Source organism: Granulicatella sp. 20925_1_28, assembly GCF_041433575.1.
Lineage (GTDB): Bacteria > Bacillota > Bacilli > Lactobacillales > Aerococcaceae > Granulicatella.
The window spans coordinates 42,494-60,543 of the sequence record NZ_JAPWBS010000007.1; the positions used below are offsets into that span (position 1 = coordinate 42,494).

Sequence of the window (18,050 nt, forward strand, 5' to 3'; positions counted from 1 at the left end):
AGAAAACTATGAAAAAAACATATACAAGAATTGTTCATTTAGTGATGTTAATGAACTTATTCCTTGCAAGTGCTCTACCGGCAAGTGTAGTCGCGGTAGAACAGTTAGAATCGACTACCTCTCAAGAGACAACAACTGCAAGTACGGAAGCTACTACTGAAACGTCGCAATCAACAGAACAGGTATCTGAAACGACGGTAGCGCCAGAAGGTACGGCGAATACAACAGAAGTCGCTCGTGTCCGTGGCAAACGGGACACTTCAGCAGTAGGAAAAAACTCCGTTAAAATCTCCACTTCAACGGGAGCAGAAGACTGGCCACTATCGATGCGTGTGGGAGAAGTTGCATTAGACGCGCAAGGGTTAACAGGAACTCTGACAGATTCATACATTGATATTCGTTATGAAGGGAAATATATCGATACTTTTAAAGTTGGGAATGCTAGCTTTATTAAAGATGTCGAATATTTAACAGAAGGAAATGACAGAATTGCTCGTGTGCATTTGAAAGAGCTCGATTCAACTACTTCTGTAACGTTCTCTTATACAATGAACTTCAAAAAAGGATTGACTCCTAAAGGATATGAAGTCAGTGCGAATGTGTCGTGGAAAGATCAAGACGGTACAGTGATCAAAGAAGCAACAGGAGACGCAACTTTCCGTGTGAAAACATTGGATATGAACGTGTTGAAGCTTCCAGGAAATGATTACTATTCCTATGATGGCACTAGACAATACGGCGGAACATCGAATGCAAATGGCCATATCGATAATCCGGAATATGTTCTTTTCAAATTCCGTGCAGACTTTAACCATGAAGGAACTTGGCATCAAAGAAACCGACTCATGGAAAAGATTGTCGTGACGGATACACTTCCAACCTATACGGATGAACAAGGAAATACGAGAACGGCACAATTTGATGCATCTAAAAATCCAGGGTGGACGGATAATGGGGATGGTACGGTTTCGTATACCATCACAGCAGACAATATGCAAGAAGCCAATGCGCTGAATCAATTAGCAAAACTAGAATTGTATTTAAAATTCCCAGGAGCTAAAACAGGTGATAAGGACTACTACTTGAATCATGTGAAAGTAGATTGGCATCCATTTAATGAAACGCCAGCGGACCAAAAATCAGCAGAAGATGATGTAACGATTCGCCTACGTCCAAATCTTTTTCCAGGGAATTTCACGGTGAAACGTGGAGAGAACAAGTTGAAGATTCGCGAAGGTTCAAACCACGACATGACGAAAAATAGTATGGGTACGTATTTGATTGAAATGAACAACCAAACACCATACCCAATTACGGAATTAACGATTGAAGATAAAGATCTTGATCCACAATTGTTCTTCTACAGCATTAAGGCGTTATATGGCCCAGCTGAAAAAGTGCAATTCTTTGCAGTGGATAAAGATGGTAACGAAACAGAAATTGCACCTGAAGAAGTGGTGGATAAGGCAGCTGTTCAACAAAATAAAGATACGGCAGCCAAAGTACAATCTGGAGAAATCACGAAAGAACAAGCCCCACAAACACAACAAACGATTAAGAAAATTATCATCCGTCTAAAAGATGGGAAACAAATTGATCCAAACGAAGGCTTTACTTTCCGTATGCATGTTTCTACAGGAGTCCTTTATGACAATGCTTCTTTATTAAATAAAGACTTCCCAAATACAGCGAAGTTTACAGGAAAGCTTCTGACGACAGAAGGTAAAGAAATTCCATTTAATTCAGAACATATCGGGAAGATTCAAGCAGAAGAACTTGCGATCAAGATTGGACTAGCAAAAACAACAACAAGCAACGATACAGGAGCGGTTGATGAAGTGGTTGAATACAATATTTCAGCGGACTTCTTCTCACTTCCTTCAGTTGTTGAGTTTGAGAATCCTCGTTTTATCGACTTATTACCAGAAGGAATTAAGTTTGAAGAGTTGAAAAACTCAAATATTCCAGTAGACGTTGAAGTGATTGACAACTATAATGACTCGAATCGTCAGGCTGTTATTTTCAAATTGAAAGAAAAAGTGGAGCCAACAAAACTCGCTTATCCAAAAATTACGTTCAAGGCGCGTATCACAGCAGAAGCAACTCCTTCGTCAGTAGATACATTCAAGAAAAATGAAAACCGCGTCTACTTTGTAACCGATAAGGAAAGTATTGATGATAAAACCTTTATTCAGTTAAATAGCAAGGGCGAAGTGGATGAGTACGATGTCAATGGCAACGGAGATAAGACAGAACGTCTTGTAGGAGCTCGTTCCAACACCATTGTGACAGTACCAACTCAAATTCGTTCTGAAAAATTAATCAAAAAAGATACAGATACGGTTTGGAACAAGACGCTTCAATTGATGGACTATGAAGAAAACTTCAAGTACCGTCTCCGTACGGTGAATAACACGAACGAGACCTTCCGTCACTTTGTGCTTTATGACAAATTGCCAGTGAAGGGCGATGTTCATGGATTTGCCAATATTGTGACTGGACCGGTCGTTGCACCAAGCGGATTTAAAGTCTATTACAATACTGGTTCCGATTTACCAGACAATCCAGCAGAAGGTGTGAATGCAGACGGCTGGGTAGAAAACGTGGACGACTATAGCAAAGTAACCGCGCTGAAAATCGTGATGGTTAATCCAGAAGTTATCGAACCAGGAGAAGATATCAACTTCGATGTTCCGATGAAATCGCCAGCTTATGAAGAGAGTGGAGAGTTGAACGGAAAGATTTCTTCTAACACGTATTACGTCAACCGTGACGCGGCAGATTTAACAAACTTTGGGGTATCGAATACGGTTCAAAACCAATTACCTCAGTACTTCCTTGTTAAAAAAGACTGGAAAAATCGCAGTTCAGAAGTCACAAGTATTACGATGGAATTGTATCGTGAGTCTGAACCAGATAAAGTCGTTGCCACTATCGAGTTAAACGAAGAAAACGGCTGGAAAGGTACGTTGAAGAAGACGAGCAAAGATACCATCATCGATCCAAATATTAAGGATTGGAAAGTTCGTGAGAAATTACCAGAAAACTACGGTGATGACTACGAAGGCTCTCAAGAAAAATCGACTCAAGGATTCTATGTCTTGAATAAACGTGCGGAAACGCAGCATACTGTAGAAAAAACGTGGAATGATAACGAAGATAAATTAGGTCTTCGTGCTCCAATTACGGTTCAATTGAAACAAAATGGAGTGGCTTACGGTACTCCAGTGACATTGAATGCAGCCAATGGTTGGAAATATACCTTTACAGGACTACCAAAATCACTTAATGGTAAAGCGTATGAATATACAGTGGATGAAATTTCAGTGCCTGCTGGATATTACAATGAAGTGAAGACGGAAGATGGTAAAACGACAATTACGAACCATCTAGTGGATCCAGTGAAAGTAGACCTTATTTTCACGAAGAAATTAGAAGGACGTTCAATCGTCGATGGAGAATTCACTTTCAACTTGTTGAATGGAGATGGAGAAGTTCTAGCGACAACAACAGCACAAGCAAATGGAACGATTACATTTAAAGATGTAACATTTGAAAAAGCTGGAACGTACAAGTATAAAGTCGTGGAAGTCGCAGGAACCGATGAAACGATTCAATACGATTCAACCCAAAAAGAAGTGACGATTACAGTCACTCAAGACGGAAATGCTTATGTTGCCTCTGTAGCGTATCCAGAAGAGAAAGCCTTCCAAAATACGTATACACCGCCAACGACAACAACTGAAGAACCACCTGTTACAACAACTGAAGAACCGCCTGTCACAACAACTGAAGAACCGCCTGTCACAACAACTGAAGAACCGCCTGTCACAACAGAGGTACCTCCAACACCAAAACAGCCGGAGTTACCAAATACAGGTACAGAAAGTGGAGTTGTAGCACTCGTCGTAGCGGTCATGAGTACAGTTGCAGGGCTCATCGTTTTGACAAAGAAAAAAGAAATGAATGCTTAATGCAATGAAGAAAAGTCTAGGTGTTTGGCCTAGGCTTTTTCTTTTGTCAAAAAAGAGAGTTTAAACCACTTGATTTTAAAAGGAACAATTGATACAATGTAAAACGTAATTATTTCGATTTAGAAAGAAGAGAAGAAAATGGCAAAGAAATCTAAAATTGCAAAGTATCAAAAACAGCAAGCGCTCATCGAACGTTACGCTGAAAAACGCTATGTATTAAAGCAAGCTGGAGACATTGAAGGGCTAAGAAAACTCCCTAAAGATTCCAATCCGAACCGCCTCAACCGTAGAGATGAAATCGATGGTCGTCCAAGAGGAGTGATGCGTAAATTTGGAATGTCTCGTATTAAGTTTAGAGAATTAGCGCATCAAGGATTGATTCCAGGCGTTCAAAAAGCAAGCTGGTAAAAGGAGGTAAGGTCAATGAAACAAGATTTAGCAACGGCTTATCGTCAAATGAAGAGCCCAAATATCAAAACAAGAAAGAGAGCGTTAAAGCTAATCCACGAAGCCAAACGCGCAAAGAAAAAATAACAGGGGTAACCGGACTCACATTGTGGGTCTTTTTTTCTACTTGAGGCTAACGTTACAGCTATTAAAAGATTCGTGGAAATCAGAACTAGTTAGGTGTCTTTGAACGCATTTTAGATTCGTGTTAGAATGAAACAGTAAACTATCCAAGGAGCTAATCAAATGAGTACAAAAACATGTAGTCAAACACGTGCGATTCAAGCGCGTAGAATTTTCCCATTCGATGTGAATATGCATAACACCTTATTCGGAGGGAATTTAACACGAATTATTGATGACTGTGCGTCGATTACCGTATCCCGCCATTGCCGTCGTCTTGCGGTAACGGCATCGGTGGACGCGATGAACTATTTAAAACCACTTCCATTAGGACATTCTGTCTGCGTGGAGACGTATATCTCAGGGACAGGGAAGAAGAGTGTGGAAGTCTTCTGTAAAGTGGTCGGAGAAGATGTCTTGAACGGGGAACGCTATTTAGCGGCGACAAGCTTTTGGACATTTGTGGCACTTCCTCGCGAAGGCGAAGGTGATTTTACAGTGGATGCCATCGTTCCAGAAACCGACGAAGAGAAATTCATCTGCAGTGGCTACGAAGAACGTCGTAAGGCCCGCTTGGAGCAACTTGGACGACAAGAAGCATTGATGGAACATATCACGGTTGTGAAGCCTTGGAATTTGGAAGAGAATGAATCTTAAACAAAATCTAAGAAAGTTGCTAAGGAACTTTTAGCAATCTCTGTTATAATGCATGTAACAACAAAAAAGGAGTACATCGTGGACACTCAAAAAGCAATAGAACTCAATCGTAAAATCATTCGTATCGTAACGATTATCGGGATTATTTTAACGATTATTTTAGGATGGCTCGTGGCCAAGAATGATTATTTCGCTATAGACGGACCGTTCCGTGAAAGCATCGCCCACTCTGGTTGGGTAGGGATTTTGATTTTTATCTTGATTCAAATTACGCAAGTAGTCTACCCGATTATTCCGGGAGGCTTAACCTGTGTCATCGGGCATATCGTATTCGGGCCTCTTTACGGCTGGATTTATAATTTTGTGGGAATCATGATTGGTTCTTGTATCAACTTCTGGTTAGCTCGTCGCTACGGTGAGACGTTGGCGAAGGCGTTCGTAGATGATGATACGTACAATAAATACATCGGTTATTTGGACAAAGGAAAACACTTCGAGCGCATTTTCTTTTGGGCGCTGGTTCTTCCTGGATTCCCAGACGATTTCCTATGTATGGTCGCAGGACTTAGTCATATGACCTTTAAGAAATTCGTGACCATTTGTTTAATCGCAAAACCAGTCACATTATACGTTTATACACTGATTGCAGCAGAAGGAGTACAAGCCTTCTTCAGATTATTTAATTAAGAAAGCAGTATAGAGATGAAAAAAATCATGATTGCACTCGTGCGAGGATATCAAAAGTGGATTTCTCCATTATTCCCGCCTTCATGTATCTACAGGCCAACCTGCTCGAGCTATATGATTCAGGCAGTTGAAAAGCATGGCGCGCTAAAAGGCATGTTGATGGGATGCGGACGCATTTGCAGATGCCATCCATTTATAAGAGGTGGCCAAGATCCCGTTCCAGACTATTTCACATTGAGACGGAACAAGGATTACCGCAAGAAAATTATAGATGCAAGCAAACAAGACACAGCTGACTAGAAATAGTCGGCTGTTTTTGTATTTGTAAAATATTAATAAAAGAGGATTGTATTTAAAAAAAGGAGAGGTATAATTCGAATTGAAAGCAGTTAGTTTGGAAGGGAGAGAAAAAAGATGGCATACAATCTAAAACAATGGTCCGTAGGGAAATTAGCGACAAGCGCAGCTATCATTCTGCTAATGGCAGTCTGTTCATGGCTAGCTGTTCGTGTCTTTTTCACGAATGAGAATGCCAATGCGGAATTTAGCTATGAGATTATTAATAACACGGATAAGGAAATTGAGGAAATTATTATTGGTGAATTTCGAGATTCTGATAGTACTGGAGCAACGGATCGCGTTTCTATCACATTAATTGGAGGACAGTCACGTACGAAGGGGGCCGTTACGATTTCTAAGGATACAGATAAGATTGGGAATTTCTATATTCAGATGAAAAAAGATGGGAAAAGAGTATTTTTAGCACCAACATTAGCGTATGATATTGGAAAGAAAGGTCTTCATATTAAGATTACAATTGATAAGATTGACTCTGAAGGCTATTACACTGGTAAAGTGGAAACTAATACATTTGTGTTCTCAGAATTTAAAATAGAACCAACGTCGCAAAAAGCGTATGAGAAGGAAAAAACAGAATAGTATTGATGACAATTAAAAACCCGTGTGGATGACGTAGAAGACATCCACACGGGTTTAATAGTTCTTTTTGAAATATTAAATAAAGTAACCTAAGTAGTAACGAACGAAGAATGCAGCACATACAGCGCCGATGAATGGAGCAGTACCAGGTACTAATAATCCATATTGCCAGTCGTTATTCACTTTGTTTTTGATTGGTAATAATTGGTAAGCAAGACGAGGTCCTAAGTCACGAGCTTGGTTCATTGCGAATCCAGTTGTACCTCCAAGACCCATACCGACAGCCCATACGATTAAACCAACCACGATTGGTAATAATTCTTTGTTTACATTTTCAGTAGCTAAGATAGCTGTTAAGAAAATGAAAGTTGCGAATGCTTCGACGAAGTAGTTACGTGGTAAGTTACGTAAGTTAGGGTTTGTTGAGAAGATGTTACGGATTGCGATTCCGTCTACTTGACCTTCAGAAGCTGTGAAGTGGTCTGCGTACATGAACCATACGATCACCGCACCAGCGAATGCTCCTAAGAATTCAGCGATAGCAATAGGGATGAATTGTTCTGCAGGAAGTACTCCTAAAACTACTTTAGCAAGTGCCATAGCAGGGTTGATACTTACACCACCGAAGATGAATAAAGTAACAGTGATACCGAATGCCCATGTTGTGATGGCGAATAAGTGACCTGTTCCAGCGTATTTTGTTTTCTTCAAGACGTCATCACAGTGTACGCCGACCCCGAAGATAATCATGAGGGCTGTTCCCATAAATTCTGACAATAATAAATGCATAGATGTTTGATCCATTGGTTGATTCTCCTTAATGTAATTCTTTTGTTAATTGTTGATAGACGGCTTGAATCGATAATCCTATTTCCTTGGCAATTCTGGCGCAGTCTTCATATTCTAATGTTGATTTTGTAACAGTTCCATATTGGTTTTTCTTTACTTTTACGGTTCCAAGGCTCGTTTGTTTCGTCTCGAAAGTGCGAGTCATGACTTTACGTTGGACGTTTTGATAACGAAAGCCAATGGTTGACGTTTGTTCGAATAAAATGGCTGTAAACCGTTCGAGGTCTCCTTCTTGAATGAGAAGTGTGAGATGGGTTGCTGGACGGTTTTTCTTTGTGTAAACGGAAGTGTAGTGCACATCAAGCGCGCCTTCTTCTAATAAAAGGCTCATGATGTATCCAAGCTCTTCACCACTTTGATCATCGATGGTTGTATCGATTTGAATGATTTCATCGTTATTGGAAGTCACGACTTGATGAGAATGAGTTGTTTTCTCTAAGAGTGTTCCGCGTAACGCATTGAATTTACCAGTGTCACGTTTTCCAAAACCGTAACCCACTTTAGTAGCGGTTAGGTTTGAAGGTTGTGCAAATACTGGGTGAATGGCCTTAAAGAGAGCAAGACCGGTTGGTGTCACAAGCTCTGTATGAATGTCAAAGTCTTGTAAGATTGGAATGCTTGTTCCGAGTCTTAATTGCATTACGGCAGGAACCGGTACAGGCATAACTCCATGTGCAACGGTAATCGTACCGCTACCTTCAGTGACAGCAGTGCTGTATACCGCATCGATGTCGAGTGTTTCCCACAAAATGAAGAAGCTCATGATGTCGATGATAGAGTCTGTTGCGCCGACCTCGTGGAAGTGAATTTCCTCCACTGGCATTTGGTGTACGTTCGCTTCCGCTTGTGCGATGTCACGGAATACTTCCAAACTTTTTTCTTTTACAAAGTCACTTGTGCCACTTGAAAGAATAATCGTTTCAATTTCTTTCAACCCACGAACTTCTCCGTGATGGTGGTGATGACTATGTGTATGCTCATGATGATGATCGTGTGAGTGAGCATGTTCATGATGATGATGTTCGTGCTCGTGGTGGTCATGTTCATGATGGTGATGATCAAAGTCACCAGCGATGCCATGGTCTTTTTCGCCGTGTTCCATATGCACATCGAAGTCTGTTCCCCAAATACTGCTTTTCGCGATACGGTCTACATGAAGATGATAACCGTCGAGGGAAATGGTCTTAAGGGCTTCTTCAAGATGTTTGCGGTCGGCTCCTAAATCGAGTAGAAGAGCATTTAGCATATCACCGCTCAGCCCAGAAAATGGTTCTAAATATAATGTGCTCATGCGAGTCCTCCTCGAATGTTGTTAATCATGCTTGCTGAATACGCTGCGCCAAAGCCGTTGTCGATATTGACGACAGTAACACCGCTTGCGCAAGAAGTCAGCATGCTAAGAAGAGTGGTCACGCCTTGAAGATTCGTTCCATATCCGATGCTGGTTGGAACGGCAATCACAGGAACGTCTACTAAACCGCCAACGACACTGACAAGAGCACCTTCCATACCGGCGATGACAATCACGACGCTAGCGCCTTGGATGTCTTCGAGGCGATTGAAAAGGCGGTGAATTCCCGCAACTCCAACGTCGTAAATACGTTTGACGTGATTTCCGAATGTTTCAGCAGTGACAGCCGCTTCTTCGGCAACAGGAATGTCGCTTGTGCCAGCTGTAACGACTGCGATGTAGTGTTCATGTTTTGGGGCAATCGGGTTCAAGACGAAGGTACGTCCGAGCGGTTCGTAGACCCCTTCAGGGAAAGCAAGGGAGAGAGCTTCACCTTTTTCAGCGTTGACACGTGTTGCAAGAATAGCTGTTTTATGCTCATTCATTGCCGTGATGATGCCAATTAATTGCTCAATGTTTTTTCCTTCACCATAGATGATTTCTGGAAATCCATTGCGCTTTTGGCGAGAAAGATCAATGGCCGCGTAACCAATGTCTTCAATCCCTTTCAGAAGGGTGGACGCTTCTTCGATTGAGAGGCGTCCATCTTTAACTTGTTGTAGGATTTCTTCTTGTTTCATATTATTTATCTTCAACGATAACAGATAATCCATCGCGGATAACTGTTACTTTTGCGTCTGCTCCTTGAAGTTCGAAGGCACGTGCAAGAGCTTCGTCAAATGTTTTCGCTAATTCCATATGCATGTTTGTGATAAGACTTGGTTCAACTAAGTCAGATACAAAGATTACATGGTGGTGTACTAGGATACGTGCTAAGATTTGTGAAGTCCATTGGTCCGGAACTGTTTCAAGTCTTGGAGTGTTAATGGCTTGGTCTAAGAAATCTTTAGGGTCTTTAACGTCTGCTAAGTTACGGTAGAAACCTTCACCACCGTGACCATCTTGACATCCAGCAACCATGATGATTACGCCGCCTTCTTTGTTTGTTGCTTCAGCAGCAGTCATCCCTTTCACGGCTTGGTAGATGTTTTGGTCTAATGGGAAACCACCATTTGTTGAAACGGCGATGTCGCAAGGGATTTTAGTAACATGAGCTAATTCACGAACGAATTCGCAACCTACTTTATGGGCTTCAACCATGTCTCCGGCAAATGAACCGATGATATGTTTTTCACCATCTAATACTACGTTTACGATGAATGCTAAGTTTGCAGTACGTGCTGCGTATAACATATCTTCGTGGATTGGGTTGTGGTCTAAGTTACCAGTACGTGATTTTTCTGAATCGATAAAGTCACCACTGTGGTTTGCCATAATTGTTTTATATGAAGCAACCCCAGGAAGAACTGATTTACGTCCACCAGAGAATCCAGCGAAGAAGTGGCTTTCGATAAATCCTTCAGCGATTAATAAGTCTGCTTCAGCAGCGATACGGTTGATGATGCAGTCACCACCTGAAGGTAATTGACCGATTTTAACCATGTCTTCGTCGTTTGTAGAAATGTGCATTACGATTTCTTCGTTGTCCACGATTTCTTGACCGTATTTGTTAATTAACTCTTCGCGAGTTGAAGGACGGTGGAAACCAGTCGCAACTAAAATACGAATACGAGCGTCTGGGTTTACGCTACGGATACGACGTAAAATGATTGGTGTGATGATATGTGAAGGAACTGGACGTGTATGGTCAGAACTGATTAACACGATATCTTTTTTACCTTTTGCTAATTCTTCTAAAGTTTGGCTACCAATTGGGTTATCCATTGATTTTTCCACTGTTTCTTGTTCAGAAAGTGGGTTGTGATAGTTTTCAGCTTTTGATTCAAGTAATCCAGCAAAGTTTTTGTCAGGAATTACAGCAGTAATAGATTTTTTGTCATAAGGTAGTTTGATTTCAACCATGATAACATCTCCTTAAAATTTTAATACGATTATAAGTATACATAAAAAAGTGCACTCGGAAGTCTCAAACGTTAGTAACATTTGTTAACGTCATTTTCTGTGATAAGATGATAATAGTGTGTATAGGAATTTGCGTTAGAGGAGTGTTCAATTTGAACAGCGAAGAATATTTAATCAATTTTTTAGAAAAAGAAAATACCCCTATTATAAAGAAGAAAAAACATATGTACTTGGCTTACCGTGGTTTGGAACAAGCATATACGTATGTGTTAATCGATGGAGTTGTAAAGACAAGTATCATTATGAATGATGGCCGTGAGTTTAATTTAGATTATGTGACTCCCGTTGATATTGTTTCATTGGTACGTGATGAAGTGTCCAACTACACATCTGCACCGTTTAACGTCCGTATCGAAAGCGATGAAGCAACGTTCTACCGTATCCCTCGTATTAAGTTTTGGGAATACGTGAAAAACGACCAAAAGTTGCAAGATTACGTGCGTGAATATTACCGTAATAAATTATCTGAAACCATCGAGTCGTTGCAATATATGACAATGAACGGGAAAAAAGGAGCAGTATGTTCTTTCCTATATAAATTAGTCAATCAATTTGGGGTAGAAGCAGAAGGCGGCATCTTGATTGATTTCAACGTTACGAATGAGGATATCGCAGGATTTTGTGGAATCTCTACTCGTAATAGCGTGAACCGCATTATTCATGATCTTAAAGAAGAAGGCGTGGTTAAAATCCACAACCAAAAACTAGTGGTATTAGACAAAGCTTATTTAGAAGAATTTACAGGACGCGAAAGCTTTTAATAAAGAAAGAAGGAATCGAGAATGGATGAAAAAGAAGCACGATTACGCGAATTGCTGAAGGAAGTTGGGAAAATCGTTGTCCCATATTCTGGCGGGATTGATAGTAGCTACCTATTAAAAATCGCCGTGGATACACTTGGCCGTGACAATGTCATCGCAGCAGTAGTGAACTCTGAGTTGTTCTCAGACCGTGAATTTAGTGAAGCGATTGACCTTGGAACGGAAATGGGCGCGCGTGTGCTAGGGCTTGAAATGGAAGAACTCTCTGATCCACATATCGCCTCAAATACACCAAACAGCTGGTACTATAGTAAGAAAATGCTCTACCAAACGATTAAAAAGAATGTCGAAGGCGAAGGATTTACCGTGCTTTCAGACGGATTGATTATGGACGACATCAATGATTATCGCCCAGGTGTGAAGGCGCGTAATGAAGAAGGTGTGCGTAGTCTCTTACAAGAAGCGGGATTATATAAATCAGAAATTCGTGAATTAGCCAAACGCGCAGGTGTTACCAATTGGAATAAAACTCCTTCATGCAGCTTAGCGTCTCGTTTCCCATACGGAACACGCATCACTCCTGAAAAAGTAGAAGCAGTCTTCAAGGCAGAAGAATACTTTACGAAGCGTGGTTTCGAACCAGTACGTGTACGCGTGCATCAAGACTTGGCGCGTATCGAAGTCGGCGCAGACCAAATTGAAAAGCTCGTGAAAAATCATGAAGAAATTAACGCGATGATGCAAGACTTGGGATTCTTATTTGTAACAGTGGATCTTCAAGGGTATAAATACGGCCGTATGAATGACCAACTCGACGAAAAGACAAAGAAAGCAGCGGTAGAATAATGATAGTAACTCCTCAAGAGGTTCTCGATTTCTGGTTTGTGGAATGTGAGACTGCCGATTGGTTTAAGAAATCAGAGGAATTCGATAACGAAATTCGCTCGCGTTTTCTAGAAACTTACGAAGCGATTGTTGCAGGGGAAACTGCCGAGTGGCGTCGTAGTGCAAAAGGCCGCCTAGCAGAAATTATCGTGCTAGACCAATTTTCTAGAAATATGTTCAGGGATGATGCAAAGGCGTTTGCTTCGGATGCATTCGCAGTCGAACTGGCCAAAGAGGCATTGTCTGATTGGGATGAGTTTTCTGTTCAAGAACGTAGCTTTGTCGTGATGCCGTTCATGCATTCGGAGTCATTAGCCGTGCATGATTGGGCGGCAAAATGGTTTGACGAACCAGGGCTGGAGCGTCGTAAGAAGTATGAACTCATGCACCGTGAAATCATTGAACGATTCGGACGCTATCCGCACAGGAATCGTGTACTTGGAAGAACTTCCACTCCTGAAGAAGAAACATTCCTCAAAGAACATCCAGGATTTTAACAAAAAGAGTCTTAGGGCTCTTTTTTTATTGCACGAATCAAAAAAAGAAGAGTAGACGGTATAAATGATTTCTACGAATCCTCACGGATTACTTCATAGTAACTGTAACGTTGTACCGGTTCGAGCCAAAGTCTCTCACCTCTAAAGCCTCAAAGAGGGCGTACGGATTACAAATCCTACGCCCTCTTAGCACAGTGGTTGAATGGAATGAGTTTCGCTGTAAACAGCTATCTCATTCCTATTCAACTTTGTGGGGGAAAGAAAACGAAATGCCATAGATACAAATGTATCTATGGCATTTCTGTCTTTCTCCCTCGTTTTAATACGTATTCACGTTACTGCTACTATAGAATCCGTGAATTCTCCGAAATCATTTAAACTGAGTCTACTCTCTTTTTAGAAGCCGATTAAGTAAAGGATGGTTGCGACAATCGTGCTGGATAAACCAACGATGGCTTCATAAGGAATTAATTTCATACGATCTTCAATCGCCATGAAGACAGAACCGCCTGTCGCATGGAAGAATGAACCGTGTGGAAGTGAGTCGAGCACTGTTGCCCCTGCGTGAATCATCGCTGCTGCAGAAACGGCTGGAACACCTGCTGCTGTTAATGGACCAGAGAAGGTTTGAGACGCAATCGTTGAACCGGCAGTCGTTGAAGCTGTCGCAGCCCCCATTAAAATACCAGAAAGAGGAGCTAAGACGAAGGCTGGCATGTTCATCGCTTCAAGAAGAGCAATCATATCGACTTGCAATGCGGAAGCTTTGATAATTCCAGCGATGGTACCAGTACCGATTAAAAGAATCGATACACCGATCACTTTGCTAAGACCGAATTCAGTGAATTCAACCGTGTTTTTCGCATGACCTGTTACAAGAATCGTCACTAAACCACCAAGAGGAAGTGCGATTAATGGGTCCACGCTGATTCCAGCAATTGAGCGAAGTGCAAGAAGGGCGATTACAACAATTGGTCCAAGCATGGCTTTCAAGAAGGAGAGGGATGAACCGCTTGTTCCAGATTCGTCAATACCGTCAAATTCATGTGCGCCGCCTTTTTTAGCAAGTAATCCAGAAAGGATAATCGCAACGAATAATGCGACAAAGGCAGGAATTAAGTTTTTCACCATCAACGCTGTAAGGTCGATTCCGAACGCTTCGGATGCGGCAATCGTATTAGGGTTTGGTGAAATTATGTTACCGGCTTTACCGCCACCAATCATTGCTAATAAAATCCCTGCTTTAGAAAGATTTGCTTTTTTCGCGATGGCGATGGCAATTGGAGCTACCGTGATAACGGCAATATCGATGAAGACCCCAACGGCACAAATAATCATTGTGGCAATCGCAATCGCTGCAATCGCACGTTTTTGACCGAGTTTCTTCACAATCGTATCGGCAATCGTTTCAGCCGAACCAGTTTTAATTAACGCCCCAGCTAAAATCCCACTCGTCATGATACGAAGGACTGGAGACATCATGCTTTGTGCGCCAGTAACCATGGCTTTTACCGTATCCGCAAGTCCGCCACCACCAATTAATCCTCCGATAAGAGCGCCGAAGATTAAACTGTAGGCCGGATGAACTTTCTTAACAATCAAAATAATGGCAAGTACGAGCCCGATTAAGGCTCCTAATGTTGAAAAGGTTGGTGCTGTCATTTTGGTTTCCTCCTATTGAATTGATTGAATTAAACGAAATACTTGTTCCACGCTACGAATCATATTTTCGCGCGCATTTTCTTTTTCCATTGCTTCTTGAACGGTGATGACTCTTCGCAAAATTGGGAAGAAGGCATCGATTCCGTTCTCGTTACATACCCCTGCGTCGGGTGTGAGGCATCCTGCAAAGGCGAGTACTTTCTTGCCGTGTTTTTTCGCAAGATGAGCCACGCCGATTGGAGCTTTTCCAAGGGCTGTTTGACTATCTAGGCGACCTTCGCCAGTGATGACAAAGTCGGCATCCTTCATTTCGTCTTCGAGTCCGGTTTCTTCAAGGACAATCTTAATGCCGCTCTCTAGGACCGCATTTGTATAAGTGAGAAACGCAAATCCCATTCCTCCGGCTGCACCCGTACCAGGGTAGAGGCGGTCGGCATGGTCAAAGGTTTCTTTCGATAGTTCTGCATAGTGGAGAAGCGCCTCGTCGAGTTCTTTCACCATTTCCGGAGTGGCTCCTTTTTGCGGACCGTAAATGGCACTGGAACCCATTGGACCACAGAGCGGATTCGTTACGTCACACGCCACGCGGAAGGTACACTCTTTTAATTCTGGTAAGACATTTTCAGCCTGGATACTCGCAATTGATTGAAGGCCCGCGCCTCCATATCCGACAGGAGCACCGTCTTTATCTAGAAAATCATATCCAAGTGCTTGTAACATCCCGATACCACCATCGTTTGTGGCACTACCTCCGATACCGACAATAAAATGACGACAACCATTATCGATGGCATCTTTAATTAGTTCGCCGACACCGTATGTTGTAGTATGCATTGGATTGCGTTTTTCATCGGGAACTAGCGTAATTCCAGCGGCTGCAGACATTTCGATAATTGCTGTTTTTGGACGCGTTTCGTCCGCTTTTAAGATTCCGTATTCGGCAGTTACCGCATCTTCAAGCGGCCCAGTGACGCTCACATGAACGAGTTCACCTCCCATTCCGATGGCTAATGCTTCGACCGTTCCTTCACCACCATCTGCGAGTGGGCGAACAACCACATCGGCTTCAGGGTATACGACCTGAACACCTTCTTTGATGGCCTGACCCGCTTCCAGTGAAGACAAGCTTCCTTTTAGTGAATCGATCGCAACGACTACTTTCATTTTCATCCCTCCTTATTGTTGTAAAATCATTATATCAAGCGCTTACAATTAAATTTGTTGCGAAAGATGGGAATTTTTATGAATTTGAAATAATAAAAAACGAAGGGTGTTTGTTTCATTCTATCAGGGTGATTTTTTCGAATATTACAACGCTGTAATACATCAAAAAATGACGAAGCGCATAGGGGTGGGAATATGGAAAATTGCTCGAACAAAAACCGAATATGAGATTAAAAAATCCTTCCTATTTTGTAATAAAAGATTAATCAGTTTACCATTGTTTTTCTTCTCGATTTTCGGTAACATTAATAAGCAGATTTGAGAGAAATTAGGAGATATACATAATGAAAAGTCCTCGTACATGGGTGAAGAAAATCGTCTGTGCACTCAGCATTTTCGCTGTAGGAGCAACGACGGTGACACCAGCAATTTATGCGCAAGATGACGCAAAAGCAAAAGAGGAAGCAGCTGCGATTCAAGATGTACAAAGCTACATCGCAATCGAGCAAACGAGCGGAAAAATTTTGATGCAAAACAATCAAGATGAAGTTCGCGGGATTGCTTCCATGAGTAAAATGATTTCACAATATTTAATTTTAGAAGCGATTAAAAATGGAGAAGTGACTTGGGAAACACAAATCCCAGTAAGCGACCGCGTTCACCAATTGAGTGCGAACTATAGCTTATCCAACGTACCGCTTTTACCAAGTGAAAAATACACGATTAAAGAATTATTCGACGCGATTTCCATCTATTCCGCCAACGCCGCAACATTAGCGGTGGCCGAATATATCGGAGGTTCTGAAGCTAACTGGATTGAACGGATGAAAGCCAAACTCGATGAGTGGGGCATTAAAGACGCAACGATCATTAACGTAACAGGTCTACCGAATAAATATGGTGGCGCTGATAAAAATCCGTCTTATGGTGATGAAGACGAAAATAGCATGTCGGCTCGTTCGGTGGCGATTATCGCGAAGAACTTGGTGAATGATTTCCCTGAGATTTTAAAAGTATCATCGATTCCAACACAAACATTCCGACCAAATAGTTCAGGAACAACGAAGATGGATAACTTTAACTACCTTCTTCCAGGGCTACTCTTCGAATACGAAGGGGTAACAGGGTTGAAGACAGGAACGAGTGATGCCAGCGGTGCGTCGATTACAACGACTGCCACACGTAATGGCTTCTCGGTGATTGTCGTATCTATGGGATCTAAAGAACCGCTTAATCGTTTCAAAGTAACAAGACATCTATTAGATGAAGTGTTCAAGAAATATGAAGGCTTGCTTGTCGGCGCGCCTGGAAAATCGGTTCAAAACTTGGCACCTATCCAATTAGAAGGTGGAACGGAAGAAACGCTTGGTGTGGATTACGGAAAAACCTTTATTGCAGCCGTGCCAAAAGGAACAGCGCTGAGCCAAATCAAGATTTCATTTACTCCTTCTGACGATGTGAAGACGGAAGACGGCAAAGTGAAAGCCCCTGTGACAGCAGGGCAAACGGTTGGGACGTTGAATTTTGAGATGCCAGGTGAAAACCTTGGCTATGTTGATGGCAAAGACCACGGAACGGTGGAAGCCTTAGCCGCATTCGATGTAGAAAATTCTAACGTCGTGACAGAAAGCATGCGTGGAGCGAAAGGATTTATCGGCCAAATGGTTCAAAAAGTTCAAGACTTCTTTTGTGGTATTTGGAATAAAATCCAAAGTGTCTTCTCACCTGAAGTTTCGAACTAGGAATTTTTTCTAAAAGGCTTGCACTTTTCACTAGAGACGTGTACAATTTTAGACAAATGATACAGTATGAATAGTAACTGCAATCCTTTTGTAGAGAGCTAGTGGTTGGTGAAAACTAGTAAAGAGAGACCAGCGAATCCACATACGGTGCGAGAGCGAAAACATTGATTAAGCTATCCGGCGAAAACCGTTATCCCACAAATGAGCGCAATGGAAACATTGAAACCGGGTGGTACCGCGAAGAAAATTACTCTACTTCGTCCCTTAGACTTTTGTCTGGGACGGAGTAT

At 41.9% G+C, this 18,050-nt stretch carries 17 protein-coding genes and 1 other annotated feature; of the genes, 11 read left to right on the forward strand and 6 right to left on the reverse strand.

What is annotated here, in order from left to right:
* Positions 1-8 precede the first annotated feature (8 nt).
* The 7 genes from O3793_RS05040 (at position 9) to O3793_RS05070 (ending at position 6,827) form a co-directional block, all read left to right on the forward strand.
* Positions 9-3,974: a Cna B-type domain-containing protein gene (locus O3793_RS05040; protein ID WP_371446112.1), complete on the forward strand. Its 3,966-nt coding sequence runs from the start codon at positions 9-11 to the stop codon at positions 3,972-3,974.
* A 138-nt stretch (positions 3,975-4,112) separates the two neighbouring features.
* Positions 4,113-4,382 carry a 30S ribosomal protein S14 gene (rpsN, locus tag O3793_RS05045; protein ID WP_371446113.1) on the forward strand — a complete coding sequence of 90 codons (270 nt, stop codon included), beginning with the start codon at positions 4,113-4,115 and terminating at the stop codon, positions 4,380-4,382.
* A gap of 15 nt (positions 4,383-4,397) precedes the next feature.
* On the forward strand, positions 4,398-4,508 hold the full coding sequence (locus tag O3793_RS05050) for a putative metal homeostasis protein (protein ID WP_168160678.1): 111 nt from the start codon (positions 4,398-4,400) through the stop codon (positions 4,506-4,508).
* 159 nt (positions 4,509-4,667) lie between these two features.
* Entirely contained in the window at positions 4,668-5,201 is a 534-nt protein-coding gene (locus tag O3793_RS05055) for an acyl-CoA thioesterase (protein WP_371446114.1), read from the forward strand.
* A 78-nt stretch (positions 5,202-5,279) separates the two neighbouring features.
* On the forward strand, positions 5,280-5,888 hold the full coding sequence (locus O3793_RS05060) for a TVP38/TMEM64 family protein (RefSeq protein ID WP_371446115.1): 609 nt from the start codon (positions 5,280-5,282) through the stop codon (positions 5,886-5,888).
* 15 nt (positions 5,889-5,903) lie between these two features.
* Positions 5,904-6,188 (forward strand): membrane protein insertion efficiency factor YidD, encoded by a 285-nt coding sequence (gene yidD / locus O3793_RS05065; RefSeq protein ID WP_371446116.1) that lies wholly within the window; start codon positions 5,904-5,906, stop codon positions 6,186-6,188.
* A gap of 114 nt (positions 6,189-6,302) precedes the next feature.
* Positions 6,303-6,827: a hypothetical protein gene (locus O3793_RS05070; RefSeq protein ID WP_371446117.1), complete on the forward strand. Its 525-nt coding sequence runs from the start codon at positions 6,303-6,305 to the stop codon at positions 6,825-6,827.
* Positions 6,828-6,902: 75 nt separating this feature from the next.
* Here O3793_RS05070 and larD read toward each other — a convergent pair whose 3' ends face one another.
* The 4 genes from larD to larA are packed head-to-tail and all read right to left on the reverse strand — an operon-like array spanning position 6,903 to position 10,989.
* The gene (gene larD, locus O3793_RS05075; protein WP_371446118.1) at positions 6,903-7,631 is read right to left on the reverse strand and encodes a D/L-lactic acid transporter LarD; all 729 of its coding nucleotides are present in this window, start codon (positions 7,629-7,631) and stop codon (positions 6,903-6,905) included.
* 13 nt (positions 7,632-7,644) lie between these two features.
* On the reverse strand, positions 7,645-8,967 hold the full coding sequence (gene larC, locus O3793_RS05080; RefSeq protein ID WP_371446119.1) for a nickel pincer cofactor biosynthesis protein LarC: 1,323 nt from the start codon (positions 8,965-8,967) through the stop codon (positions 7,645-7,647).
* Positions 8,964-9,707: a nickel pincer cofactor biosynthesis protein LarB gene (larB, locus tag O3793_RS05085; protein ID WP_371446120.1), complete on the reverse strand. Its 744-nt coding sequence runs from the start codon at positions 9,705-9,707 to the stop codon at positions 8,964-8,966. Before larB ends, larC begins: the two co-directional genes overlap by 4 nt.
* 1 nt (position 9,708) lies before the next feature.
* A complete protein-coding gene (gene larA, locus O3793_RS05090) occupies positions 9,709-10,989 on the reverse strand; it encodes a nickel-dependent lactate racemase (RefSeq protein ID WP_371446121.1) in 1,281 nt (426 codons plus the stop codon).
* 107 nt (positions 10,990-11,096) lie between these two features.
* Between larA and O3793_RS05095 the strand changes: the two genes are divergently transcribed.
* Genes O3793_RS05095 through O3793_RS05105 form a run of 3 tightly spaced genes read left to right on the forward strand, consistent with a single transcriptional unit; the run spans position 11,097 to position 13,192 of the window.
* Positions 11,097-11,810: a Crp/Fnr family transcriptional regulator gene (locus O3793_RS05095; RefSeq protein ID WP_371446122.1), complete on the forward strand. Its 714-nt coding sequence runs from the start codon at positions 11,097-11,099 to the stop codon at positions 11,808-11,810.
* A gap of 21 nt (positions 11,811-11,831) precedes the next feature.
* On the forward strand, positions 11,832-12,656 hold the full coding sequence (gene larE / locus O3793_RS05100; protein ID WP_285251604.1) for an ATP-dependent sacrificial sulfur transferase LarE: 825 nt from the start codon (positions 11,832-11,834) through the stop codon (positions 12,654-12,656).
* Complete coding sequence (locus tag O3793_RS05105) at positions 12,656-13,192, forward strand: DUF924 family protein (protein WP_371446123.1); 537 nt, start codon at positions 12,656-12,658, stop codon at positions 13,190-13,192. The genes larE and O3793_RS05105 overlap by 1 nt, the downstream gene beginning before the upstream one ends.
* A 396-nt stretch (positions 13,193-13,588) precedes the next feature.
* Here O3793_RS05105 and O3793_RS05110 read toward each other — a convergent pair whose 3' ends face one another.
* Together O3793_RS05110 and O3793_RS05115 are read right to left on the reverse strand one after the other, a co-directional pair.
* Entirely contained in the window at positions 13,589-14,854 is a 1,266-nt protein-coding gene (locus tag O3793_RS05110; RefSeq protein ID WP_371446124.1) for a GntP family permease, read from the reverse strand.
* A gap of 12 nt (positions 14,855-14,866) precedes the next feature.
* Positions 14,867-16,018, reverse strand: a complete 1,152-nt coding sequence (locus O3793_RS05115) for a glycerate kinase (protein WP_371446125.1) — start codon at positions 16,016-16,018, stop codon at positions 14,867-14,869.
* Between the two features lie 344 nt (positions 16,019-16,362).
* Here O3793_RS05115 and O3793_RS05120 point away from each other — a divergent pair, with 344 nt between their 5' ends.
* On the forward strand, positions 16,363-17,760 hold the full coding sequence (locus O3793_RS05120) for a serine hydrolase (protein WP_371446126.1): 1,398 nt from the start codon (positions 16,363-16,365) through the stop codon (positions 17,758-17,760).
* A gap of 55 nt (positions 17,761-17,815) precedes the next feature.
* Positions 17,816-18,028, forward strand: a binding site (T-box leader).
* Positions 18,029-18,050: the final 22 nt, after the last annotated feature.